25 protein-coding genes are annotated in these 24,114 nt (G+C 60.1%); 18 read left to right on the top strand and 7 right to left on the bottom strand.

Features of this window, described 5'->3' with window-relative positions:
* Positions 1 to 27: 27 nt before the first annotated feature.
* From ycaC to CKW15_RS15065, 3 genes are all read left to right on the top strand, one after another.
* Positions 28 to 654, top strand: coding sequence for an isochorismate family cysteine hydrolase YcaC (gene ycaC, locus CKW15_RS15075; protein ID WP_095059093.1), 627 nt, complete (start codon positions 28 to 30; stop codon positions 652 to 654).
* 212 nt (positions 655 to 866) lie between these two features.
* On the top strand, positions 867 to 2,309 hold the full coding sequence (locus tag CKW15_RS15070; RefSeq protein WP_095059094.1) for a mechanosensitive ion channel family protein: 1,443 nt from the start codon (positions 867 to 869) through the stop codon (positions 2,307 to 2,309).
* 179 nt (positions 2,310 to 2,488) lie between these two features.
* Entirely contained in the window at positions 2,489 to 2,929 is a 441-nt protein-coding gene (locus CKW15_RS15065) for a carboxymuconolactone decarboxylase family protein (protein WP_095059095.1), read from the top strand.
* A 21-nt stretch (positions 2,930 to 2,950) separates the two neighbouring features.
* On the opposite strand, the gene CKW15_RS15060 is transcribed toward CKW15_RS15065, so the two are convergent.
* From CKW15_RS15060 to CKW15_RS15045, 4 genes are all read right to left on the bottom strand, one after another.
* Entirely contained in the window at positions 2,951 to 4,543 is a 1,593-nt protein-coding gene (locus tag CKW15_RS15060; RefSeq protein ID WP_095059096.1) for a DHA2 family efflux MFS transporter permease subunit, read from the bottom strand.
* Positions 4,540 to 5,661: an HlyD family secretion protein gene (locus CKW15_RS15055; protein ID WP_095059097.1), complete on the bottom strand. Its 1,122-nt coding sequence runs from the start codon at positions 5,659 to 5,661 to the stop codon at positions 4,540 to 4,542. The genes CKW15_RS15060 and CKW15_RS15055 overlap by 4 nt, the downstream gene beginning before the upstream one ends.
* Before the next feature lie 199 nt (positions 5,662 to 5,860).
* Positions 5,861 to 7,042 carry an acetyl-CoA C-acyltransferase family protein gene (locus tag CKW15_RS15050; protein WP_095059098.1) on the bottom strand — a complete coding sequence of 394 codons (1,182 nt, stop codon included), beginning with the start codon at positions 7,040 to 7,042 and terminating at the stop codon, positions 5,861 to 5,863.
* Positions 7,039 to 7,821, bottom strand: a complete 783-nt coding sequence (locus CKW15_RS15045; RefSeq protein ID WP_095059099.1) for an enoyl-CoA hydratase-related protein — start codon at positions 7,819 to 7,821, stop codon at positions 7,039 to 7,041. The genes CKW15_RS15050 and CKW15_RS15045 overlap by 4 nt, the downstream gene beginning before the upstream one ends.
* Before the next feature lie 217 nt (positions 7,822 to 8,038).
* On the opposite strand from CKW15_RS15045, the gene CKW15_RS15040 reads away from it, so the two are divergent.
* The 3 genes from CKW15_RS15040 to CKW15_RS15030 are packed head-to-tail and all read left to right on the top strand — an operon-like array spanning position 8,039 to position 11,508.
* Complete coding sequence (locus tag CKW15_RS15040; RefSeq protein WP_095059100.1) at positions 8,039 to 9,145, top strand: polyamine ABC transporter substrate-binding protein; 1,107 nt, start codon at positions 8,039 to 8,041, stop codon at positions 9,143 to 9,145.
* Positions 9,146 to 9,184: 39 nt separating this feature from the next.
* Positions 9,185 to 10,603, top strand: a complete 1,419-nt coding sequence (locus CKW15_RS15035) for an aminotransferase (protein WP_095059101.1) — start codon at positions 9,185 to 9,187, stop codon at positions 10,601 to 10,603.
* A 53-nt stretch (positions 10,604 to 10,656) separates the two neighbouring features.
* Positions 10,657 to 11,508, top strand: coding sequence for a helix-turn-helix transcriptional regulator (locus tag CKW15_RS15030; RefSeq protein ID WP_095059102.1), 852 nt, complete (start codon positions 10,657 to 10,659; stop codon positions 11,506 to 11,508).
* A 20-nt stretch (positions 11,509 to 11,528) separates the two neighbouring features.
* On the opposite strand, the gene CKW15_RS15025 is transcribed toward CKW15_RS15030, so the two are convergent.
* Together CKW15_RS15025 and CKW15_RS15020 are read right to left on the bottom strand one after the other, a co-directional pair.
* A complete protein-coding gene (locus tag CKW15_RS15025) occupies positions 11,529 to 12,320 on the bottom strand; it encodes a hypothetical protein (protein ID WP_095059103.1) in 792 nt (263 codons plus the stop codon).
* A 98-nt stretch (positions 12,321 to 12,418) separates the two neighbouring features.
* Positions 12,419 to 13,417: an alpha/beta hydrolase gene (locus tag CKW15_RS15020; protein ID WP_095059104.1), complete on the bottom strand. Its 999-nt coding sequence runs from the start codon at positions 13,415 to 13,417 to the stop codon at positions 12,419 to 12,421.
* Between the two features lie 83 nt (positions 13,418 to 13,500).
* Here CKW15_RS15020 and aroC point away from each other — a divergent pair, with 83 nt between their 5' ends.
* Genes aroC through mtnC form a run of 5 tightly spaced genes read left to right on the top strand, consistent with a single transcriptional unit; the run spans position 13,501 to position 17,643 of the window.
* On the top strand, positions 13,501 to 14,592 hold the full coding sequence (gene aroC, locus CKW15_RS15015) for a chorismate synthase (RefSeq protein ID WP_095059105.1): 1,092 nt from the start codon (positions 13,501 to 13,503) through the stop codon (positions 14,590 to 14,592).
* Between the two features lie 28 nt (positions 14,593 to 14,620).
* Positions 14,621 to 15,772 carry an MFS transporter gene (locus CKW15_RS15010; RefSeq protein WP_095059106.1) on the top strand — a complete coding sequence of 384 codons (1,152 nt, stop codon included), beginning with the start codon at positions 14,621 to 14,623 and terminating at the stop codon, positions 15,770 to 15,772.
* Positions 15,769 to 16,389, top strand: coding sequence for a methylthioribulose 1-phosphate dehydratase (locus tag CKW15_RS15005; RefSeq protein WP_095059107.1), 621 nt, complete (start codon positions 15,769 to 15,771; stop codon positions 16,387 to 16,389). Before CKW15_RS15010 ends, CKW15_RS15005 begins: the two co-directional genes overlap by 4 nt.
* Positions 16,390 to 16,409: 20 nt before the next feature.
* Positions 16,410 to 16,955, top strand: coding sequence for an acireductone dioxygenase (locus CKW15_RS15000; RefSeq protein WP_095152353.1), 546 nt, complete (start codon positions 16,410 to 16,412; stop codon positions 16,953 to 16,955).
* A 4-nt stretch (positions 16,956 to 16,959) separates the two neighbouring features.
* On the top strand, positions 16,960 to 17,643 hold the full coding sequence (gene mtnC / locus CKW15_RS14995; RefSeq protein WP_095152352.1) for an acireductone synthase: 684 nt from the start codon (positions 16,960 to 16,962) through the stop codon (positions 17,641 to 17,643).
* Between the two features lie 108 nt (positions 17,644 to 17,751).
* Here the strand turns inward: mtnC and CKW15_RS14990 are convergent, their stop codons facing one another.
* Positions 17,752 to 18,027, bottom strand: a complete 276-nt coding sequence (locus CKW15_RS14990) for a DUF3509 domain-containing protein (protein WP_095059110.1) — start codon at positions 18,025 to 18,027, stop codon at positions 17,752 to 17,754.
* Positions 18,028 to 18,405: 378 nt separating this feature from the next.
* On the opposite strand from CKW15_RS14990, the gene CKW15_RS14985 reads away from it, so the two are divergent.
* The 7 genes from CKW15_RS14985 to CKW15_RS14955 all read left to right on the top strand — a co-directional run bounded on the left by CKW15_RS14985 (position 18,406) and on the right by CKW15_RS14955 (position 23,952).
* Positions 18,406 to 20,244 carry a long-chain-acyl-CoA synthetase gene (locus tag CKW15_RS14985; protein WP_095059111.1) on the top strand — a complete coding sequence of 613 codons (1,839 nt, stop codon included), beginning with the start codon at positions 18,406 to 18,408 and terminating at the stop codon, positions 20,242 to 20,244.
* Between the two features lie 97 nt (positions 20,245 to 20,341).
* Entirely contained in the window at positions 20,342 to 20,860 is a 519-nt protein-coding gene (locus CKW15_RS14980; RefSeq protein ID WP_095059112.1) for an ankyrin repeat domain-containing protein, read from the top strand.
* A 154-nt stretch (positions 20,861 to 21,014) separates the two neighbouring features.
* Positions 21,015 to 21,545, top strand: a complete 531-nt coding sequence (locus CKW15_RS14975) for a hypothetical protein (protein ID WP_095059113.1) — start codon at positions 21,015 to 21,017, stop codon at positions 21,543 to 21,545.
* 82 nt (positions 21,546 to 21,627) lie between these two features.
* Entirely contained in the window at positions 21,628 to 21,819 is a 192-nt protein-coding gene (locus CKW15_RS14970; RefSeq protein ID WP_095059114.1) for a PLDc N-terminal domain-containing protein, read from the top strand.
* A gap of 253 nt (positions 21,820 to 22,072) precedes the next feature.
* A complete protein-coding gene (gene speE, locus CKW15_RS14965; RefSeq protein WP_095059115.1) occupies positions 22,073 to 22,948 on the top strand; it encodes a polyamine aminopropyltransferase in 876 nt (291 codons plus the stop codon).
* Positions 22,949 to 23,163: 215 nt separating this feature from the next.
* A complete protein-coding gene (locus CKW15_RS14960; RefSeq protein ID WP_095059116.1) occupies positions 23,164 to 23,397 on the top strand; it encodes a hypothetical protein in 234 nt (77 codons plus the stop codon).
* A 210-nt stretch (positions 23,398 to 23,607) separates the two neighbouring features.
* On the top strand, positions 23,608 to 23,952 hold the full coding sequence (locus CKW15_RS14955; RefSeq protein ID WP_053157306.1) for a ribonuclease E inhibitor RraB: 345 nt from the start codon (positions 23,608 to 23,610) through the stop codon (positions 23,950 to 23,952).
* Positions 23,953 to 24,114 lie beyond the last annotated feature (162 nt).

The raw sequence follows: 24,114 nt of genomic DNA, 5'->3' as shown, positions 1-24,114 counted from the left end.
CATCGATAACACGCGAGGACTACTGCAATGACCACTTCCTACAAGCGTCTCGACAAGGATAACGCCGCGGTTTTGATGGTTGATCATCAGGCGGGCCTGCTGTCGCTGGTGCGCGACATCGACCCGGATCGTTTCAAGAACAACGTGCTGGCCCTGGCCGACCTGGCCAAGTACTTCAAGCTGCCGACCATCCTCACCACCAGTTTCGAAACCGGCCCCAACGGCCCGCTGGTGCCGGAGCTAAAGGCACTCTTTCCAGACGCGCCGTACATCGCTCGCCCGGGCCAGATCAACGCCTGGGACAATGAAGATTTCGTCAAGGCGATCAAGGCCACCGGCAAGAAGCAACTCATCATCGCCGGTGTGGTAACTGAGGTGTGCGTGGCGTTCCCGGCCCTCTCGGCCCTGGCCGAAGGTTTTGAGGTGTTCGTGGTTACCGACGCGTCAGGCACCTTCAACGAACTGACCCGGGAATCGGCGTGGAGCCGCATGACCGCTCAGGGCGCGCAACTGATGACCTGGTTCGGCCTGGCCTGTGAACTGCACCGCGACTGGCGCAACGACGTTGAAGGGCTGGGGACCTTGTTCTCCAACCACATCCCGGATTATCGCAACCTGATGACCAGCTACAACACACTGGCCAACAACAAGTAATCCAGCCAACACACGTTCCCCTGTGGGAGTGAGCCTGCTCGCGATGACGGTAGAACAGACACTGTTGCAGTGACTGTCAGGCCGTCTTCGCGAGCAGGCTCGCTCCCACATTTGTTTTTGTGATGCTTGCCGAATCCCGCCGAATCAATTGCTCCTACACTATGGCCAATCTGTTCGATTTCCCCGTCATTGGCCTTTGCTGGAGTTGCTTGATGCTGTCATTGCTCACCGAACACCCGCTGATCTGCGCGATGTTGCTGATCCTGATCGACCTGGGTTTGTGGCGCTTGCTCAGTGCGACGGGCAGTGCCTGGCGGCTGTTGGTGCGGGTGGTGATTTTTGCGCTGTTCAGTTTTCTGCTGTTCAACGAGGGCCTCAATCCGCTGGAGCCCGCGCCGTGGCCTGACAACGTGCCCCTGCATTTGGCGGCCACCGGTTTGCAGATCGGTTGGTGGCTGTTCGGCGCGCGGACCCTGACCGTGTTGATCGGCGCCGTGATGATGCAACGGGTCGGGCACACCGGGCGGCTGCTTCAGGATTTGCTTGGCGCGGTAATTTTCCTGATTGCGGTCATCGCCGCGCTGGCCTACGTGCTCGAACTGCCGGTCAAAGGCGTGCTGGCGACCTCCGGCGCATTGGCGATCATCGTCGGTCTGGCCTTGCAGAGCACCCTCAGCGACGTGTTCTCCGGGATCGTCCTGAACACCACCAAACCCTATCAACTGGATGACTGGATCTCCATCGACGGCACCGAAGGCCGGGTCACCGACATCGACTGGCGGGCCACGCGCCTGCAAACCGCCCAAGGCAGCCTGGCGGTGATTCCCAACTCATTGGCCGCCAAGGCCAAAATCATCAACTTCAGCCGCCCGAGCGATATGTTTGGTGTTTCCATCACCCTTCAAGTGAGCCCCCATGCGCGGCCGAATACGGTGATCGATGCCCTTGAGCGCGCCATGCAAGGCTGCCGTTTCCTGTTGGATACGCCCGCACCGAACGTCGCGCTGAAAAGCTCCGGCAGCACGGGTGTGGAATACGAAATCAGCGGGTTTGTTGCGTCCATGAGCGAGAAACGCACGGTGCGTAATCAGCTGTTCGACCTGGCGTACCGGCACTTGCAGGCCTCCGGGGTCAACCTGTTGTCGAGCGTCGAGCCCACGCTGTCGGGCAGCCTGTCGCGGCCCCGGGCACTGCTCGACAGTTCGCCGATTTTCTCTACGTTGCGCCAGGAAGAAAAAGACACCTTCAGCCAGAACATGTCGCTGCAAACCTTTCGTGCCGGCGAAACGATCCTGGAGGCGGGGGAGGTCAGTGATCACTTGTTCATCATCGAGTCGGGGGTGGTGACGGTGACGCTGACCCGGCACGGTGAACCGTTCGAATCCGGGCGCATGGGGCCGGGTGAAGTGATTGGCGAGGCCGGCATCCTGGACGACAGTTCGGTGCCCGCGCAGTTTACCGCCAAGACCTTTTGTGGCTTGTACCGCATCGAAAAGTCGTACCTCAAGCCATGCCTGGATGCCCGTCACGACATCGGCGATGCGATGAAAACCTTGCTCGATTACCGGTTGCACAAAGCGAAAACCCTGACTCAGGATTTGCCGGCGATGGTGGAGAAAAAAGGCTTTTTGCAGTGGCTGCGCAATCGGGTCTGAATTTGCTGGTGAATGGCCGCTGCGCGGATCGCTCCCACATTTGACCGCGTTTTCCTGTGCTCGCGATGACGGCAGTGAGCAAAACCCAATGGCCTCCTCGACTTCTGGAATATTGGCTATTTGTGCAACCGGGGCGGGGGGCTAACGTAGTCACACACCCACTTGCCCTGGAGCAGACCATGCAACCGCGTATCGATTTCTACACCGCGTCCCCTGATGCCCTCAAAGCGATGATCGGGTTGGAAACCGCAGTGTCGAAGCTGCCGCTGGAAAAAAACCTGATTGAACTGGTCAAGCTGCGGGCTTCGCAGATCAACGGCTGCGCCTTCTGCATCGACATGCACACCAGCGACGCAATCAAGGGTGGCGAAACCCCGCGTCGCCTGTTCGCCGTAACGGCGTGGCGCGAGGCGCCGTTCTTCAGCGACCGCGAACGTGCCGCGCTGCTCTGGACCGAATCCCTGACCCAGCTCAGCCTGACCCACGCGCCGGACGAAGACTACGAAGTGGTCAGCGCCCAGTTCACGCCCAAGGAAATGGTCGATCTGAGCGTGGCGATCAGCACCATCAACAGCTGGAACCGTCTGGCCGTCGGTTTCCGCAAAACCCCTCAGGCCTGATGTCGACAAGGGGGCCGAGGTTCAATGAGCATCGGCACTCGGCGCGGCTGGAGGTTGTACCTTGCGCATCAGCGGCACCATGGCCGTGGCGATGATGAAGCAGACCATGATCATCAGAAACGCGTCGCCGTAGGTTTGTGTCTGCGCTTCGCGATAAGTCAGCAACCACAGTTGATGCAGGGCGGCAGTGACGCCGACGTCGCCGCCCTGGCCGAGGGCGGCGAAGTTGTTGCCGACCTGGGACAGCCATTGGTAGAGTGCTTCGTTGGTGCTGTTGAGGTTTTCCGCCAGCCGCGTGAAATGCAGGTTGGTGCGGTCATTGAGAATGGTCGCGCACGCGGCGATGCCAATGGCGCCACCCAGATTGCGCATCAGGTTGAACAAGCCCGACGCATGTTTGAGCCGCGCCGGTGCCAAACCACCGAGGGTCAAGGTCACCGCTGGCGGCACCGCCAATTGCTGGGCAATGCCACGCAAGGCTTGCGGCAGCATGAGTTCTTTGGCCCCCCAGTCATGGGTGATCGGGCTGAAATCCCACATCGACAACGCGAACAACCCAAGGCCGGTCATCATGATCCAGCGCAGATCCACGCGGTTGGCCAGAAAGGCATACAGCGGAATCGCCATGATCTGGAACACCCCGGTGGAGAAAACCGCCAGGCCAATGTCCAGCGCGCCATAGCCACGCACCCGGCCGAGGAACAGCGGCGTCAGGTAAATGGTGGCGAACAGGCCGATGCCGGTGACAAACGAGAAGAAACAACCGAGGGCGAAGTTGCGATCCTTCAAGGCCCGCAGATCGACAATCGGGTTGGCCACGTGCAAGGTCCGGCCGATGAACGCCAGCCCAGCGAGGCCGCTGATCCACGCCGTGGTCACAATCGTGTGGTCACTGAACCAGTTCCAGCGCGGGCCTTCTTCGAGGGTGTATTCCAGGCAGCCGAGGAACAGCGCCAGAAACACCATGCTCAAGTAGTCCGCACCTTTGAGCAGTGACAACTCCGGTTGATCGATTTTCACCAGCATCGGCACGGCCACCGCGACGAAAATCCCTGGGACGAGGTTGATGTAGAACAGCCAGTGCCAGGACGAGATGTCAGTGATCCAGCCGCCGATCACCGGACCGAGGGTCGGGGCCAGCGATGCCACGGCGCCGATGGTGGCGGCAGCAATCACCCGTTGCTTGCCGGTGAAGAAAAAGAATGCCGTGGTGAACACCAGCGGAATCATCGAGCCGCCGAGAAAGCCTTGCAGGGCGCGAAAGGCAATCATGCTCTGGATGTTCCAGGCGGCGCCGCACAACAGGCTGGTCAGGGTGAAACCCACCGCCGACGCGCAAAACAGCCAGCGTGTGGAAAATACCCGGGACAGCCAACCGGACAGCGGAATCACGATGATTTCGGCGATCAGGTAGCTGGTCTGCACCCAGGCCGTTTCATCAGTGCCCGCAGAGAGCCCGCCGCCGATGTCGCGCAATGACGCCGAGACAATCTGGATATCCAGCAGCGCAATGAACATGCCGATGCACATGGTGGCGAAGGCAAAGACTTTGGTCCCGGTCGCCATGCTCGCCGCATCGAACGGCTGCGCCGGGACGGCGAGGGCGCGGTTCATGGTGCGCTGGCCACGGAAGGGGTTTCAGGTGCCTTGCGAGTGTCGACTTCAGCGGTCACCGACAGGCCGGGACGCAGGTGACCGAGCAGGCTGTCGGCCGGATCGAGGTGAATGCGCACCGGCACCCGTTGCACGATCTTGGTGAAGTTGCCGGTGGCGTTTTCCGGCGGCAGCACACTGAATTGCGAACCGCTGGCGGGGGCGAGGCTGTCCAGATGACCGTGGAATTCCTGCCCCGAGAGCACGTCGGCATGAATCACCACCCGTTGCCCCGGGATCATGTGCGCCAGTTGGTCTTCCTTGAAGTTGGCGTCGACCCACAAACCGCTGGCCGGCACCACCGAGAGCAATTGCGACCCGGCCTGGGCATAGGCGCCAACCCGCGCTCGACGGTTGCCGATCACACCATCGACCGGTGCCCGCAGTTCGGTGAATTCAACATTCAACTGCGCCAGATCGCGTTCGGCTTTTGCTTGAGTCAACGCCGCGCGGGCCTGCTGTTTTTGAGTGGCGATCACATTCAACTGGCGTTGCGTAGCCAGCAGTTCGGCTTGGGCGCGGTTGCTTTGGGCCTGTGCGGTCTTGAACGTGGCGTTGGCCCGTTGCGCGCTTTCCACCGAGACGGCGTTGGTGGTGACCAGTTTTTTGTAACGCGCATCGTCGTCCCGGGAACGGGAGGTTTCAGCCCCGGCGGCATCAATGCCGGCCCGGGCCTGGCCGATGACGGCTTGTTGCAGTTGTTCGGTTGCGTCGAGGTTGGCGAGCAACGCCTCTTCGGCCGCGACGGCGCCTTCTGCCTTGGCGAGGTGTGCGCGATAGTCTCGCGCATCGAGGCGGATCAACACGTCACCGGCCTTGACCTTCTGGTTGTCGCTCACCAGCACTTCATCGATGTAACCCGCGACTTTGGGCCCGATTACCGTCACGTCGCCACCGATGTAGGCATCGTCGGTTTCTTCGATGAAACGCCCGGCCGTCCACCAGTGCGTGCCGTACACACCGGCCAGCACCAATGCCGCGATACCCAGTGTCGGCAGCAGCAGGCGTTTGTGCAGCGGTGGTTTTGCGGGCTTCACCGGGGAGGCCAGGTCAGGTTCAACGGTGGGCATGCTGGTCATGGGGATTACCTGTCGGAATCAGTTTTGATTGCGACTGTAATATGATGTAGGTAATATTTAGTGGCAATTGTTTTTTGTTGCCGGTCGTCAGGTGTGGGCCGAGAGAAGAGGGGGAACTGCCGGAACAGGACTCTTTAGGTGATCAAGTGTGGCGAGGGAGCAAGCTCCCTCACCACAAGGTTCGCGTTAACCTGATGGGTTAAACGCGTTCGAAAATCGCGGCGATGCCTTGGCCGCCACCGATGCACATGGTCACCAGCGCGTAACGGCCGCCAGTGCGATGCAGTTCGTGGATGGCTTTGGTGGCGATGATCGCGCCGGTTGCGCCGACCGGGTGGCCCAGGGCGATGCCCGAACCGTTCGGGTTGACCTTGGCCGGGTCGAGGTCCAGTTCCTGGCTGACGGCGCAGGCCTGGGCGGCGAAGGCGATGTTGGCTTCGATCACGTCCAGGTCGGCGACGGTCAGACCGGCGCGCTTGAGCGCCAGGCGGGTGGCCGGGATCGGGCCCAGGCCCATCAGCTCAGGCTCAACGCCCGCGTGGGCGTAGCTGACCAGACGAGCGAGTGGTTTCAGGTTGTTGCCCTGAACCGCAGCACCGGTGGCCATGACCAGCGCGGCGGCGCCGTCGTTCAGACCCGAAGCGTTGCCGGCGGTGACCGAGCCGTCCTTCTTGAACGCAGGCTTCATGCCCGCCAGTTGTTCCAGGGACGTGGCGCGTGGGTGCTCGTCGACGTTGAACAGTTTGACGCCTTTGCGATCCTGGATTTCCACGGTCGCGATCTGCTCGCTGAAGTAGCCGTTGGCAATCGCGTGGGCCGCACGTTGCTGATCTTCAAACGCCAGGGCGTCCTGCATTTCGCGGGTGATGCCGTTGCGTGCTGCGACGTTTTCGGCAGTGATGCCCATGTGGATGCCATGGAACGGGTCATGCAGGATGCCGAGCATGTAGTCGATGACCTGGGCGTTACCCATGCGCGAACCCCAACGGGCGGCCGGCATCAGGTACGGGCCACGGCTCATGGATTCGGCACCGGCGCCGACGACGATGTCGGCATCGCCGAGCATCAGCGTCTGCGCGGCGTTAATGATGGCTTGCAGGCCCGAACCGCAGAGGCGGTTGACGTTGTAGGCCGGGGTTTCTTTCGGGATGCCGGCGTTCATCGCGGCAACGCGGGATATGTAGGCGTCGCGGGTTTCGGTCGCGATCACATTGCCCATCACCAGATGGCCAACGAGCGCCGGGTCCACGGCAGCCTTTTGCAGGGCGGCTTTTACAGCCGTGGTTGCCAGGTCGGCCAGTGGCACGTCCTTGAGCGAACCACCGAAAGTACCGATGGCGGTACGGGCGGCGCTGACGACGTAGATTTCCGGGGTGTTCATGGCTGGTTTCCTCTCGGTGAATGCTTTTCTGTGCTGCGATTGAGCAAGGCGTTCAAGGCCGTTTTGGCCTCATCGGTATTCAGGCGCGCGATAAACAGCAGGTTTTCTTCGCGCAGGGTGGCTTCCAGTTCTTCCAGGGACGCCTGTTTCATCAGTTGTCGCGATTGGCGCAAGGCTTGCTGGGGCATCGCCAGAAAGCGTTGGGCAATTTTTGTCGCCGCCGCCAGGCATTGTACGCCGTCGTCGAAGGCCTCATTGGCCAGGCCCAGTGCCGCCGCTTCGTTGCCATCAAGGCTATCGCCCAGCAACAGCAGACGTGCGGCGCGGGCGTGGCCGAGTCGACGGGGCAGCAGCAGGCTGGCGCCGAATTCAGGGCACAGGCCCAGGTTGACGAATGGCATGCGCAGTTTGGCGTTACGGGTGACCAACACCTGATCGCAATGCAGCAGCAGTGTAGTGCCGATACCGACGGCCGCCCCGCACACCGCGGCAATCAGCGGTTTTTGCAGACGGGTGACCACCTTCATCAGACGGAACGCCGGGCTGTCCAGATGCGTCGGCGGATGCTGGAGAAAATCCACCAGGTCATTGCCACTGGTAAAACAGCTCGGGCCACCGGTGAGGATGATCACACCCGTCAGCTCGTCCTCGTCAGCGGCCAGCAACAGATCGGCCAGCTGCGTGTACATGGCGTTGTTCAGCGCATTGAGCTTGTCGGGACGGTCAAGCGTCAGCGTCAGAACGCCGTCACATTGCTCGTGTTTGATCAGGTCAGTCATCGAATGCCCAGGGTGGTCGAATCAGGCCGCCACTTTAAGCGCCCGGCAAAGCCGGGATCTATGGCTAAACGGGTCAACTGCACTGCCGCTTTTTGCCATGCCGCTGCACAAAACAGTGCACACACCCATTCGGGGTATGGTGCCGCCCAGCGAATCCACCAATAGTGAGCACATCCGCTCATCCAGAGCCGAACTCGCTTGATAAGGTGCATTTGCTATGGGCAAGACACTGCTTAAGGTGATTTCCAGTCTGTTTGTTGTACCGCTGACCCTCAACGCCTACGCCGCCGAGGTGAACGACGCCAATACGCTGCGGCTGTACAACTGGGCGGATTACATTGGTGAAAATACCCTGGCGGATTTTGAGAAGGCCACCGGCATCAAAGTCATCTACGACACCTTTGATGCGTACGAAACGGTGCAGGCCAAGTTGCTGACCGGCCACTCCGGCTATGACTTGATTGTGTTGAACGCGTCCCTCGCGCCTCCGTTAATCAAGTCCAAGGTGTTCCAGCCGCTGGACAAGAAACAGCTGCCGGGCTGGACCAACCTGGACCCGAAAGTCCTGGAGGATTTGCAGGGGTTCGATCCGGGCACCACGTACTCTGCGCCGTACACCTGGGGCAGTAACGGCGTCACTTACAACGTCGACAAAATCAAGGAACGCATGCCGGACGCGCCGATCGGCTCGCTGGCGATGATTTTCGATCCGAAGATCATCTCGCGCTTCGCCGATTGTGGCGTGACCTTGCTTGATGCGCCGACCGAAGTCATTCCCATGGCCCTGAAGTATCTGGGACGTGATCCGGGCAGCGCCGCCCCGGCGGATCTCAAAGCCGCGCAGGCGCTGCTGCTGTCGGTCAGGCCGTTCATCCGCAAATTCGACTCGGTCAATTACCTGACCAGCCTGCCCAATGGCGATGTGTGCATGGCCATGACCTGGTCCGGCGACTACGCCACCGCCATGGCCCGCGCCGCAGAAGCGAAGAAAAAGATCGACCTTGCGTACTTCATTCCCAAGGAAGGCTCGCTGATCTGGTTCGACAACCTGTACATCCCGGCCGACGCGCCCCACGTCGCCAACGCTCACAAGTTTCTGGAATACCTGATGCAGCCGCAGGTGATGGCCGACGTCAGTGACTACATCAATTACGCCAACAGCAACGCGGCAGCCACGCCCTTGTTGAATGCCGACGTGCGCAACAACCCGGCCATTTACCCCGATGCGCAAACCCGCGAACGCCTGTTTCCGCAGAAAACCCAGGACGCCAAGGACATGCGCGCCATGACCCGGGTCTGGAGCACGGTAAAAAGCGGGATCTGATTTGTTCGATCGTTAGTCAATTCGGTTAGAGGTTTACTTATGGCGACGCCAACACGCACCGTTCTTTCGCCGGCGGACGAGTCCCGGCTGGTCAAGGCCGACAAGGCTCATCACATGCACGGCTACCACGTGTTCGACGAGCACGCCGAACAAGGCTCGCTGAACATCGTCGCTGGCGACGGCGCCTACATCTATGACAGCCAGGGCAACCGCTTTCTCGATGCCGTGGGCGGGATGTGGTGCACCAACATCGGGCTGGGCCGCGAGGAAATGGCCGAGGCCATCGCTGATCAGGTGCGGCAACTGGCCTACTCGAATCCGTTTTCCGACATGTCGAACAACGTGGCGATCCAGTTGTGCGAGAAACTCGCCAGCCTGGCCCCCGGTGACCTCGATCATGTGTTCCTCACCACCGGCGGCTCCACCGCGGTGGACACCGCCTACCGGCTGATCCAGTACTACCAGAACTGCCGCGGCAAACCGGAAAAGAAGCACATCATCGCGCGCTTCAACGCCTATCACGGCTCGACCACGCTGACCATGTCGATCGGCAACAAGGCCGCCGACCGGGTGCCGGAGTTCGATTACGCCAACCCGTTGATCCACCACGTCTCCAACCCGAATCCGTACCGCGCCCCGGACGGCATGGACGAGGCGCAGTTTCTCGAATTCCTGGTCAAGGAGTTCGAAGACAAGATCCTCTCGATTGGCGCGGACAAGGTCGCCGGTTTCTTCGCCGAACCGATCATGGGCTCGGGCGGGGTGATCATTCCGCCCCAGGGTTATCTCAAGCGCATGTGGGACGTCTGCCAGCGCTACGACATTCTGTTCGTCGCCGACGAAGTGGTGACCTCGTTCGGACGCCTGGGCAAATTCTTTGCCTCTTATGATGTGTTCGACGTGCAGCCCGACATCATCACCACGGCCAAGGGCCTGACCTCGGCTTACCTGCCGCTGGGCGCCTGCATCTTTTCCGACCGCATCTGGAAAGTCATCGCCGAACCGGGCAAGGGCCGCTGCTTCACCCACGGTTTCACCTACAGCGGCCATCCGGTGTGCTGCACGGCGGCGCTGAAGAACATTGAAATCATCGAGCGGGAAAACCTGCTGGCCCATGTCGACACCGTTGGCGCCTACCTCGAAGAACGCCTGGCGACCCTGCGGGACCTGCCGCTGGTGGGTGACGTGCGCTGCAAGAAACTCATGGCCTGCGTAGAGTTCGTCGCCGATAAACGCACCAAGGCGCTGTTTGCCGACGAGATCAACATCGGCGAGAAAATTCACGTGAGGGCGCAGGCCCGGGGCTTGCTGGTGCGGCCGATTCTGCACCTCAACGTGATGTCGCCGCCGCTGATTTTGACGTTTGTCCAGGTCGATGAAATCGTCGAGACCCTGCGCCAGTGCATCCTGGAAGTGGCGGCCGAGCTTCAGGCCAGCGGTCAGTATGGCGGGCAATGACTTTGCCCGGCGCACGGTTACCAAGGGCCGGCTCACCCGCTAGACTGCGGGGCATGAGCAAAGCACAAGACGATACGTTGGTAGCCCTGACCTTTGGCGCCTTGCACCGCTGGCACGGCGACATGCGCGAAGCCTTCGCCCACATCGATGAACCCGACGCCCTGCGCCACCTGGCGTCGGCGTTCGGGCATCTGGTGGGCATCGAATCGGTGATGATCAGCCTTGAGCACAAGGATCGGCCGCCGCAATTGCTGTATCAGCGCGGCATTGCCGAGCAGTACCGCGACTCGATCATCGACCGTTATTTTACCGGGGGCTACTTGCTCGATCCGTTCTGCCTGGCGGTCGAGCAGGGTCTGGCGCAAGGGTTCTACCACCTGGAAGAAATCGCCCCGGACAACTTTTTCGACAGTGAGTACTACAAGACTTACTACCTGAAGGCCGGCAGCTCCGAAGACAGTTTCTACCTGGTCGACACCGGCCATGACAGCCAGATCTCGGTCAGTCTGTTCCAGGGCTTCGGTGGGGAAATCCTGCGGGCCGAGCAATTGAATCTGCTGCGGGCGGTCGAGCCCTTGGTGCGCGAATTCGTGAGCGAGTTCGGGCGTCGGGGCTTACAGCGCAACGAGGCGCTGCAAGGCCAACAGGCAATCGGGGAGGGCGGCGATATCAAACACCGGGTGCAGGCGGCGTTCGAGCAGTTTGGTTGTGATTTGCTGACCGAGCGCGAGCGGGAAGTGGCGCACATGGTCCTTCGCGGGCACTCGGTGAAGTCCACGGCGAGCCAATTGAACATCTCGCCGGAAACCGTGCGCATGCACCGCAAGAACCTGTACCTGAAGCTGGAGGTCGGCTCTCAGTCGGAGCTGTTTGCGCTGTTCATCGAGTGGTTGCGCAAGCACTGAGCGGGAACGATCAACACCGGTTATCGGTGCGTGGCGATCCAGATCAGCAACCCGGCCTGAAACACCGCAAACGCCACCAGGCAGGTAATGGTGAAGCGCAGTCCGGCGTCTTCGCGCTTGTACTTGCTGACTTTCTCTTCGTGCTTCTTGAGTTTGACTTCCTGCTCGGCCAGGTTCTGCTCGGCTTGCTGGAGCATCTGCGCCGCCTCGAGAATTTCCACGACCTGCAGTTTTTCGCTGTTCCAGTCCGTCAGCAGGTCGCCGACCTTCACGTCCTTGACGCTGCCCTTCAAATGCTGGGCGTCGGCGTAGACCACGTCGAAACCGTGCACACGCAAAAAGTGATCGCGGCGCAGGCGCGTGTCTTCGTTCAACGCATCCTTGTTGTTCAGGTCGGAGCCGTCAACGGTGTAGCCGGACCAGCGCTTCTTCGCCCAAACAATGCCTTGGGCCGCCATGAATCGGCCGATGCCGCGGTTCATCGGTTCAATCTGCAGACCGGTGTCCGGCCCGAAATGCACGCGTTTTTCCACGTGATCGACCCAGACGTCCAGATGATTCTGTTCCTTGCGCACACGCTGGCCGGGCAGGTTGATGCTCATGCGCATCAGGCTGCGTTCCTTGTCGTTGCGCTCGGCGTAGCCGAATTCGACAAAGCGCAAAGGCCGTCCGCCGGTGTTGCGATCGGTCTGCAGGGGCGCGAGACGGAGCATCTTGTGGTGCTCGGCCTGAACATCCGCCCAGGGCAGCTCGACCGCTGGCGGTGCGTCTTTTTCAGCGGGGGTGTCGGGTGAGGTCTGGGTATCAGTCATAGCGGCGAGTCCTGTCCAAGCTCTGCTTGTCGCCAGCGTGTGTGCTGGCGACAAAGACTTATCGGCCGTTTTTCCCAGGACTGGAGGGCAAAAAGCGCTTAACTGGAGCGAAGTCCGTCAATAAATCCGATGATCCGGGTGCCGAGCTCCGCCGCCAGTGGCAAATTCGGATCTTTGTAAGAGGCCAGTTGACGTTTGACGTCGTTGGGTACGATCCGCAGGACGTGGTTCATGCCTTCGATCACCACCAGTTCGGCATCCGTTTTTGCCGCCTTGAGCAGCCGTGCGTCATTGACGCCGACCTGGATGTCGTTGCTGCCCTGAATGATCAGCGCCGGCATTTTCAGCTTGGAGAACGCGGCGGCCGGGTCCTGGCGGAACAATGAAATCAGGTAGGGCTGCACGCTCGGACGGAAAATCACTTGTAGCTGCGGCGGGACGTTTTGGTCGGTTTTCCCGGCTTTGAGGCTGTCGAGCAATTCATTGCTGCGCAACATCAGCGGGGGCGGCAGGCGATTGCTCAACTGCTGACGAATGACCTCATCGACGGGGCGGGCGCTGCCGGACAAGGAAATCACCCCCGCCGCATCGACGCTCGGCGCAGCGAGGCTGGCGATCAAGGCCCCTTCGCTGTGCCCGAGCAGAATCAACTGGCCGAAGCGCGGATCGGATTTGAGCTTGCGCCCCCAGGCTTCGGCGTCGGCCACATAGGCTTCGATTGACAGGTTACGTTCGTCCGGGGTCGCCGCCAGGCTCGCCGCGACGCCGCGTTTGTCATAACGCACGCTGGCAATGTTGTGTTTGGCCAGCACCCAGGCCAGCCGTTTGAGACTGTCGTTGCGTCCGCCGTCGGTGTTGTTTCCGTCGCGATCCGTAGGACCGGAGCCGGAAATCAGCAGGACAACCGGTACCGGGTTGTCGGACTTGGGCAGCAACAGCGAGCCGAAAAGCTCACCTGCGCCGGTATCCAATGTGATCGGTCGTTGCAGGACTGTCGCCTGGGCGAAGCCGGAAATCAGGGTAAGGCTCAAGGCTATAACTCGCAGCATCATCACGCCATCATGATCAAGGTGCCGGTTGGACTCGCAGGCACCCATAAGGTTCGAGGATGAACTACTTGGGTTGCCTGCGTATACTGGCGCGCATTACGTATTCAGGTTCATTTCACGGAGCGTCCTGCATGTCCGGCAATACCTACGGCAAGCTATTCACTGTCACCACCGCGGGCGAAAGCCATGGTCCGGCGTTGGTCGCCATTGTCGATGGCTGTCCGCCGGGCCTGGAGATCTCCCTTGAGGATCTGCAGCGCGACCTGGATCGCCGCAAGCCCGGCACCAGCCGCCACACCACCCAGCGCCAGGAAGCCGACGAAGTCGAAATCCTCTCGGGTGTGTTCGAAGGTCGTACCACCGGTTGCGCCATTGGCCTGCTGATCCGCAACACCGACCAGAAGTCCAAGGACTACTCGGCGATCAAGGATCTGTTCCGCCCGGCCCACGCCGACTACACCTACCATCACAAATACGGCGAGCGCGATTATCGCGGCGGCGGCCGCAGTTCGGCCCGTGAAACCGCGATGCGCGTGGCGGCCGGTGCGATTGCGAAGAAGTACCTGGCCAGCCAGGGCATCGTCATTCGCGGCTACATGAGCCAGCTCGGACCGATCGAAATCCCGTTCAAGACCTGGGATTCGGTGGAAGAGAACGCGTTCTTCAGCCCGGACCCGGACAAAGTGCCTGAGCTGGAGGCCTATATGGACCAGCTGCGTCGCGACCAGGATTCGGTCGGCGCGAAAATCACCGTGGTGGCCGAAGGTGTGATGCCGGGCCTCGGCGAGCCGATTTTCGACCGCCTCGACGCGGAGCTGGCCCATGCGCTGATGAGCATCAACGCGGTCAAGGGCGTTGAGATCGGCGCCGGTTTCGCCAGCGTCGCCCAGCGCGGCACCGAACATCGTGACGAAATGACCCCGGAAGGTTTCCTCAGCAACAATGCTGGCGGCATTCTCGGCGGTATTTCCTCCGGTCAGCCAATCGTCGCTCACCTGGCGTTGAAGCCAACCTCGAGCATCACCACGCCGGGCCGCTCCATCGACATCCATGGCAACCCGGTCGAGGTCATCACCAAGGGTCGCCATGACCCGTGTGTCGGCATCCGTGCCACGCCGATTGCCGAAGCGATGATGGCCATCGTGCTGATGGACCACCTGCTGCGTCACCGTGGGCAGAACGCCGATGTGCGGGTGAGCACGCCGGTGCTGGGTCAGCTTTAATGGCTGACCTCAAAGCCGCTGCTGTCTGATGACGACAGCGGCGCTGCCGTACTGGCGGCTCTCCAGTTTCTATCTGTTCTATTTCGCCTTGCTCGGTTCGACGGCGCCGTTTCTGGCGCTGTACTTCGATCACCTGGGTTTCAGCGCCGCGCGCATCGGCGAACTGGTGGCGATCCCGATGCTGATGCGCTGCGTGGCGCCGAACATCTGGGGCTGGCTGGGCGACTACACCGGGCGGCGGCTGGCCATCGTGCGTTTCGGCGCGGTGTGCACGCTGCTGACGTTCTCGCTGATTTTCGTCAGCAAGTCCTACGCCTGGCTGGCGATGGTCATGGCTTTGCACGCCTTTTTCTGGCACGCGGTGTTGCCGCAGTTCGAAGTCATTACCCTGGCGCATTTGCAGGGCCAGACCTCGCGCTACAGCCAGATTCGCTTGTGGGGCTCGATCGGTTTCATCATCACCGTGGTGGCGCTGGGCCGGTTGTTCGAATGGCTGAGCCTGGACATCTACCCGGCGGCGCTGGCGCTGATCATGGCTGGCATCGTGCTCAGCAGCCTGTGGGTACCGAACGCGCAACCGGCGCCGGGCAATCGGGTGGCGGGGGAGGGCTTTCTCAGACAATTGCGCAACCCCGGCGTGTTGGCGTTTTACGGCTGTGTGGCGCTGATGCAGATGAGCCACGGGCCGTATTACACATTTTTGACCCTGCACCTTGAGCGATTGGGTTACAGCCGTGGCGTGATCGGCATGCTCTGGGCGGTCGGCGTGGTCGCCGAAGTCCTGATGTTTTTGGCCATGAGCAAGATCCTCGCGCGGTTCTCCCTGCGCCGGGTGCTGATGGCGAGTTTTCTGCTGGCGGCGCTGCGCTGGTTGCTGCTCGGGTCGTTGGCTGAATTTTTGTGGGTGTTGCTGTTTGCCCAGGTATTGCACGCGGCGACTTTCGGCAGCTTTCACGCCGCTGCCATTTCATTCGTGCAACGTAGCTTCGGTGCGCGCCAGCAAGGGCAAGGCCAGGCGTTGTACGCCGCATTGGCCGGCACCGGCGGCGCATTGGGCGCTTTGTATTCCGGCTATAGCTGGAACACGCTCGGCGCCGCATTGACCTTTAGTATTGCCAGCCTCGCCGCTGTCGCGGCTGCCGTTATCATTGCCACATGTATGCAAGAGGACAGGCCATGAGCCTTACCCGTGAACACCTCGCCCAGGAAATCATCGACGCCGGGCGTTTTCTGTATGGCCGCGGCTGGTCGCCGGCCACCAGTAGCAATTATTCGACCCGACTGTCACCGACCGAAGCCTTGCTGACTGTATCCGGCAAGCACAAAGGCCAGTTGGGCCAGGACGATGTGCTGGCCACCGACCTCTCGGGCAACAGCCTGGAGCCGGGCAAGAAACCGTCCGCCGAAACCCTGCTGCACACCCAGCTCTATAGCTGGCGGGCGGAAATCGGTGCCGTGCTGCACACCCATTCGGTGAACGCCACGGTGCTGTCGCGCCTGACGCCGCAAGACTTCATCGAGTTCGAAGACTATGAACTGCAAAAGGCCTTCAGCGGTGTGACGACCCACGAATCCCGGGTGCGGGTGCCGATTTTCGACAACGACCAGGACATTGCACGCCTGGCCGCCAAGGTGCAGCCTTGGCTCGACGCCCATCCCGATTGCGTCGGTTACCTGATTCGCGGTCATGGCCTCTACACCTGGGGCGCACGCATGAGCGATGCCCTGCGGCAGATCGAGGCCTTTGAATTTTTGTTCGAGTGCGAGTTGAAAATGCGCTCGCTCTTTAAAGCTTGAACCGTTAAGGAGTTGCCCTGATGAGCAGCCTGTCCGTCTATCACGTCTCCAGCCCTGAAATCCCCAACAAGGTGCTGACCCATTTCGAAGACATCGCCTCGACCCTGGCCGAGCAGGGCGTGCGTTTCGACCGTTGGCAGGCCGCTGCGAAACTCCAGCCGGGCGCCAGCCAGGAAGAAGTGATCGCCGCCTATCAGACGCAAATCGACCAGTTGATGAGCGAACGCGGCTACATCACCGTCGATGTGATCAGCCTCAACAGCGATCACCCGCAAAAAGTCGAACTGCGCGCCAAGTTCCTCAACGAACACCGCCATGGCGAGGACGAAGTGCGCTTTTTCGTCGCCGGGCGTGGCTTGTTTACCCTGCACATCGACGATTATGTCTACGCCGTGCTCTGCGAGAAAAACGACCTGATTTCGGTGCCGGCCGGTACCAAGCACTGGTTCGACATGGGTGAGCATCCGCATTTCATCGCGATTCGCCTGTTCAACAACCCGGAAGGCTGGGTCGCCAATTTCACCGGCGAAGACATCGCCAACCAATTCCCGCGTCTGGAGGACTGAGTCGATGCCGATCAAAGCGATCCTCACCGACATCGAAGGCACCACCAGCGCGGTGAGTTTTGTGTTCGACGTGCTGTTTCCCTACGCCGCCAAACACCTGCCGGACTTTGTCCGCCAGAACGCCGCGCGTGCCGATGTGGCCGCGCAACTCACTGCCGTGCGCAGCGACAGCCAGGAGCCGAACGCTGACGTCGAGCGCGTCATCGAGATCCTGCTGGGCTGGATCGCCGAGGACCGCAAGGCCACGCCATTGAAGGCGTTGCAGGGAATGGTCTGGGAGCAGGGATACCAGGCCGGGCAATTGAAGGGCCACGTGTACCCGGACGCCGTTGAAGCGCTCAAGCGCTGGCATCAGGACGGCTATCAACTGTTTGTGTACTCGTCCGGTTCGATCCAGGCTCAACGCCTGATCTTCGGCTGCTCGGAGGCGGGGGATTTGACGCCGCTGTTCAGTGGCTACTTCGACACCACGTCAGGACCCAAGCGCGAGGCGCAGTCCTACGCCAACATCACGCAGGCGATCAACGTCGAGGCGGGGCAGATTCTGTTTCTGTCAGATATCGTTCAAGAGCTGGACGCTGCACGTGAAGCCGGGATGGCCACGTGCGGCCTGGCCCGTGAGGGCGGGGAACTAACAGGACATGTCACCGTGGACAGCTTTGCGCGGATAGATCCTGCTGTCTTCTAAACACTACAAAACCTGTAGGAGCAAGCTTGCTCGCGATTGCGATCTGTCATTCAACATCAATGTTGATTGACACCCCGCTATCGCGAGCAAGCTCGCTCCTACAGTTTTTTACAGCGAGTGATAAGTCGGCAGCGCAAACCGTTGCTGACTTTGCAGCATGCAAATCTGCGGCAGCTCACTGGCCTGTTCCGCGAGATCACGGCGTATGGCGCTGATGACCCACGACAGTTGGTCACCATTGTGCAATTGCTGATAGGAAATCGAGCGTTTGAACACTTTGCCCTCAGCACTCAGGGTCAGCAGGATTCCGCCGTCAGGCCGATTCTGGGTGGTGACTTCGAAGTTGGAGAACAATGACGAAAATTTTTCCTGGATCAGGTTCATGTCTTTCGGCTCCGTTGGCTTTTAATGGCAAGCATGCGGAGAGGGTTGCAGTGATTGTGCCAGCATTTGTTTTTTAGAAAATCCTATAAAAAACGATGACTTGGTTTTTGTGGTGATTTTTGCTTTCGTGCATTCTGCATGAATGGCCATCGTGCATCCTGCATTTTGCGAGGTCGCTCGGCGACTCGATGGAACCATTGCGCAAGCCCGGGTTCGCGATGAGAGGCGGATTGCGGAACAACTTGCGGACCAAGGTCGCGGACCAAGGTCGCAGATACAAAACATTTCAAAAACCGCGTGTACAGCTCAAGAACCGTTGACGTATTTTCGGGTTCAATCACCGTTGCCCGACAATAAAAAGATCGAACGGGAGCTAGCATGAGCCGTACATCGAAGGACACGATTACCTGGAGCATGATGCTCCGCAAGCTGCCTTCCATTGCCAAAGCCATCCCACGGGTGGTGAAAGGCATGAAGGTCGCAAACGTCACGGACCCGACCCAGTCGTGCGGTCTGGGCTGGAGTTTCGAGCAGGCCACGTTGCGCAACCCCGATGGCCCGGCCCTGCTGCAGGGCCCGGTGACGCTGAGCTACACCGACGTCAACCAGTGGGCCAATCGCATCGCCCATCACCTGATCAGCCAAGGCATCGGCAAGGGCGATGTGGTGGCGGTGTTCATCGAAAACCGTCCGGAACTGCTGGTGACCATTCTGGCCGTGGCCAAGGTCGGGGCGGTCAGTGCGCTGGTCAACACCTCGCAGACCCGCGACACCCTGGTGCACAGTCTGAACCTGGTGGCGCCGAAGGCGATGGTGATCGGCGAGGAATTGGTCCCAGCCTATTCGGCGGTCCGTGAGCGGGTGGCGATCGAAGCCAGACGCACCTGGTTTGTCGCCGACAAGGATACCTCTCGCCAACCGGGTATTGCCCCCGAAGGCTTCATCAATCTAATGACCGCCAGCCTCGACGCGTCCAGCGACAATCCGCTCAGCAGCCGGCAGATTTTCTTCGACGACCCTTGTTTCTATATCTACACCTCGGGCACCACGGGCTTGCCCAAGGCCGGCGTGTTCAAGCATGGCCGCTGGATGCGCAGCTCCGCGAGCTTCGGGATGATCGCCCTGGATATGCAGCCGGACGACATCGTCTACTGCACCTTGCCGCTGTATCACGCCACTGGGCTGTGTGTGTGCTGGGGTTCGGCCATCAGCGGCGCTTCCGGTTTTGCCATCCGCCGAAAATTCAGCGCCAGTCAGTTCTGGAATGACGTGCGTCAGTACCGGGCCACCACCATCGGCTACGTCGGTGAATTGTGCCGGTATCTGGTGGACCAGCCACCCAGCGCCGAGGACAACCGGCACGGCGTAAAGAAAATGATCGGCAACGGCCTGCGTCCCGGGGCCTGGAACGCGTTCAAGACCCGGTTTGCGGTCAATCACATTTGCGAGCTCTACGCGGCCAGCGATGGCAACATCGGCTTCACCAACATTCTGAATTTCGATAACACCATCGGTTTTTCCCTGATGTCCTGGGAACTGGTGGCGTATGACCACGACAGCGGGGCGCCAATCCGTGATGCCAAGGGCCTGATGCGCAAAGTCGCCAAGGGCGAGCAGGGTTTGTTGCTGGCGAAAATCGACGACAAGGCCCCGCTGGATGGTTACACCGATCCGCAGAAGACCGCCAAGGTGGTGCTTGATGATGTGTTCGAGAAGGGTGACCGTTACTTCAATACCGGTGACTTGCTGCGTAACATCGGTTTCGGTCACGCGCAGTTTGTCGATCGCCTGGGCGATACCTATCGCTGGAAGGGCGAAAACGTCTCGACCACCGAGGTCGAGAACATCCTCCTGCAACATCCGCATATTTCCGAGGCCGTGGCTTACGGCGTGGAAATCCACAACACCAATGGCCGGGCCGGCATGGCGGCGATCACGCCCGCCGAATCCCTGGCGACCCTGGATTTCAGTGAACTGCTGGCCTTCGCCCAACAGCAAATGCCGTCTTATGCCGTGCCGCTGTTCCTGCGGGTGAAAGTGAAAATGGAAACCACCGGAACCTTCAAGTACCAGAAGACCCGTCTCAAGGACGAAGCTTTCGACCCGGGCAAGACTGGTGATGATCCGATCTACGCCTGGCTGCCCGGGACGCAGACTTACGTGCAGGTGACCGAGCAGTTGCTGTCTGACATTCACAGCGGCAAGTACCGCTATTGAATCTGGCTATGGCGACCCATGAGAAAAAACAAGTGACAGTGTCGGACGCGCTCGGGAAACTGTCGGCTTTTACGAATGACAGAAAACGGAGTGCCCGATGTCAGACAAAAGCCGCCAGATGACCCCCGAAGAAGCTGCCGAATTTGCCGAACAGGTATTCAACAAGGCACGGGAAGGTGATGCGGCAATGATGGCCGCGCTGCTGAGCAAGGGGTTGCCGCCGAACCTGCGCAATCACAAGGGTGACACCCTGCTGATGCTGGCCGCCTACCACGGCCACGTGGACACGGTGAAAGTCCTGCTGGAGCACAAGGCCGACCCGGAGATCCGCAACGACAACGGCCAGAGCCCGATTGCCGGTGCTGCCTTCAAGGGCGATCTCGCGGTGATCAAGGCCTTGGTCGAAGGTGGTGCGCAGGTTGAAGGTTCGTCTTTCGATGGCCGCACGGCGCTGATGATGGCAGCGATGTTCAACCGCGTTGAAGTGGTCGACTACCTGATCAGCAAAGGCGCCGACCCGAAAGCCAAGGATGCCAATGGCATCACGGCACTGGACGCGGCCAGAACCATGGGTGCTTCCGATGCTGTTGCTCAGTTGGAAAAATTGCTGGGTTGATTGGTTTCAAAAGATCGCAGCCTGCGGCAGCTCCTACATTGGGAGGGTGTCCCTCTGTAGGAGCTGCCGCAGGCTGCGATCTTTTTGGTCATTTGAACCTATCCTTGCGGTATCCTTCGCGCCCTCAAAATTCCCTTCGCTACAGGATCCGCCCATGAAAACCGCACTCGTCGAACTCATCAGCAAAATCAGCTCCGGGTGCATGGGCGAAGACGAAATCCTCAAGGTCGCCGACGAAGCGGCTCAGGCCTACGCCGATCCAGCGGCGTTTCTGACGGCCAATCCGGACATCAACTACGACGAGACTTTCCCGATCCCGCTGGGTGAATGGGTCGTCGTCGGCAGCCTGCCGGAGACCGTGCTGTTCCAGGCGGACACCTACATGGACCTGTTCGCCCAGATCGTTGCCTCGTTCGGCCCTGGCATCGATTTCAACATCAAACCCAAGCAATTGGCCAAGACCGAAGCCTTGACCGCGCTCAATCGCATCCAGGTGCAGATGAGCAGCCTGAACAAGGAAAACGGCGGTTACACGCTGATGAACTTCAGCCAGCTGCTGGACGACGAGTTGCAAGTGGTGCTGGTCTTCGGCAACGACGTGCCGCGAGTGCTGGAATTGTGCGCCGAAGTCGGCATCGCCGCCGCGCCGTCGCTGGAAGCCCTGAAAGTGGCCATCCACGTCTGATCGCAAAACAAAGTCAAATTAAGGATGCCTGCGCGACGACGGACTATCCTAAGCGGGCTTATCACTCTTTCGGAGCATCACCATGGGTTCAACGTTCAACAATCTGGTTGCCTTGATCATTTTCGTCCTGGACATCTGGGCCATCATCAATGTGGTCAAAAGCAGCACCGGGACCGGCATGAAAGTCGTCTGGGTGTTGTTGATCGCGCTGTTGCCGGTGCTGGGGTTGATCATCTGGGCCATTGCCGGACCGCGGGGCAATGTCAAAATCTGAACAAGCGACACTGAACCGGTAGGAACGTGGCTTGCCCGCGATGCACACGACGCGGTCTGCCCGATAGAGCGAGGCGATCCTATCGCGGGCAAGCCTCGCTCCCACAGGATTGTGGCGAGCCGATCAACAGAGGTTCGACCTGTCATGTTCCGCAACGTAGAATGCGCGCCTTTCCCGGTCAATCGAGCCGATCGATTGGCCATCATGGGCGGGTAACCGTCCGTTGCCACCCGCATTCATCGGAGCACTTCCCATGAGCAACATCCCCGCCAGCGACTACCTGGAAACCCTCTACGAAGGCTACGGCCAGCGTTTTCGCATGGAAAAACTGCTGCACGAAGTGCGCACCGAACACCAGCACCTGGTGATCTTCGAAAACCCGCGCATGGGCCGCGTGATGGCACTGGACGGCGTGATCCAGACCACCGAAGCCGACGAATTCATCTACCACGAAATGCTCACCCACGTGCCGATCCTGGCCCATGGCGCAGCCAAACGCGTGCTGATCATCGGCGGCGGTGACGGCGGCATGTTGCGCGAAGTGGCCAAGCACCGCAGCGTCGAACACATCACCATGGTCGAGATCGACGGTACCGTGGTCGACATGTGCAAGGAATTCCTGCCGAACCATTCCAAGGGTGCGTTCGATGATCCACGCCTGAACCTGGTGATCGACGACGGCATGCGTTTCGTCGCCACCACCACCGAAAAATTCGACGTGATCATTTCCGACTCCACCGACCCGATCGGCCCGGGTGAAGTGTTGTTCTCGGAAAATTTCTACCAGGCCTGCCACCGCTGCCTGAATGAGGGCGGCATCCTGGTGACGCAGAACGGCACACCGTTCATGCAGATCGAAGAAGTGAAGACTACCGCCGGTCGCCTGCGCAGCCTGTTCCCCGACTGGCACTTCTACCAGGCCGCCATACCGACCTACATCGGCGGCGCGATGACCTTCGCCTGGGGCGCAACCGACACGGCTTATCGCAAACTGTCGCGCGACACCCTGCAACAACGCTTCGCCGGCAGCGGCATCGTCACCCGCTACTACAACCCGGAAATCCACATCGGCGCCTTCGCCCTGCCGCAGTACGTGCTGCAAGCGGTGAACAAGCCAAGCAACGACTGATGGATTGAAACGTAGACCTGTAGGAGCGAGCCTGCTCGCGATGGACGTGAACGATGACGCGGGATGTCTGATTTAACGCGGCGTTCTCAAGTTTTTCGCGAGCAGGCTCGCTCCTACAGAGATCTGCGATGGGTGCAGATCCGGCGGAACATTAGACAGCTGACAAGGTCGAGATAGGTGTAAGCCCGTCCATGGGTTTTATCGAGGAGGCACCAATGCAAAAGTGGAAAGTCACCTTCGTAGATGATCACGGCGAACAAGTTGACGAAGTATTCGAGAGCGCGGAATGCCCGAACAACGAGCAGGCCGCCAAACTCATCAAGGAACGCTTCCTTCCTGTCGCCGCCGAACTGGATCTGAACGATCTGGAAGGGCGTACCGCCGATGCAGGCGTCAAAAGCCTCAAAAGCCAGAACAGCATTCAAATCCTCGGCATTACGCCAATCTGAACATCTCCTGTCGCATTCTCATCCAGACCTTGGCAGCAGCTCTATCTTGAAGCTACTCTGCAATCGAGATCAGCGAACGGATCGCTAAGGTCTGGTCTTGTCAGCTCCATGCTTGTTTCCCGTCGGCACATCGGTTGCCGTCGCTCGCGCTGTTCGGTTGCGGGCGCTGGGAGTACGGAAAGTCTATCCATCGTTTGAGGAGGACGTTTCATGAGCACAGCCTATCAAGAAGACATCAGCAGCAGCGTGTTGCGCCGCATGAAAGAAGGCGGTTTTGATTTTTCACGGTTTCATCCCATCGAGTTCTACGCCATTTTCCCGGACGAGGAGCGGGCGCGCAGGGCGGCAGGTCATTTTCATCGTGGTGAATCCCTGAATGCGCAGATCAGCGTGCGTGACGACGGTGCCTGGGCGTTGGAGTTGAGTAAAGTCATGTATGCCACTTACGACGACATCGGCGATTTCGAACAGGGTTTCGAAGCGGTGGTCGAGCCATTAGGGGGCATTATTGAAGGCTGGGGTGTGAAACAGGAGGTACGAGGGCGACTCGCATAAAATTATGAACAGTGACAACCAGCAAATGACGGCTGACCTTCGGGTTGGCCGTTTTCGTTTTTGCCGTCGATCATGAGGCCACGACTCTCCGGCTTTTCGTAGGAGCTGGCTTGCCAGCGAAGGCGTCTTTGAAGTGCAGCACATGACTCATAGGCCCCCATC

The organism is Pseudomonas sp. Irchel s3b5, from assembly GCF_900187435.1.
GTDB lineage: Bacteria > Pseudomonadota > Gammaproteobacteria > Pseudomonadales > Pseudomonadaceae > Aquipseudomonas.
The sequence above is the reverse complement of the archived record's forward strand: the minus strand, read 5'-3'. Positions and strand labels throughout refer to the sequence as shown.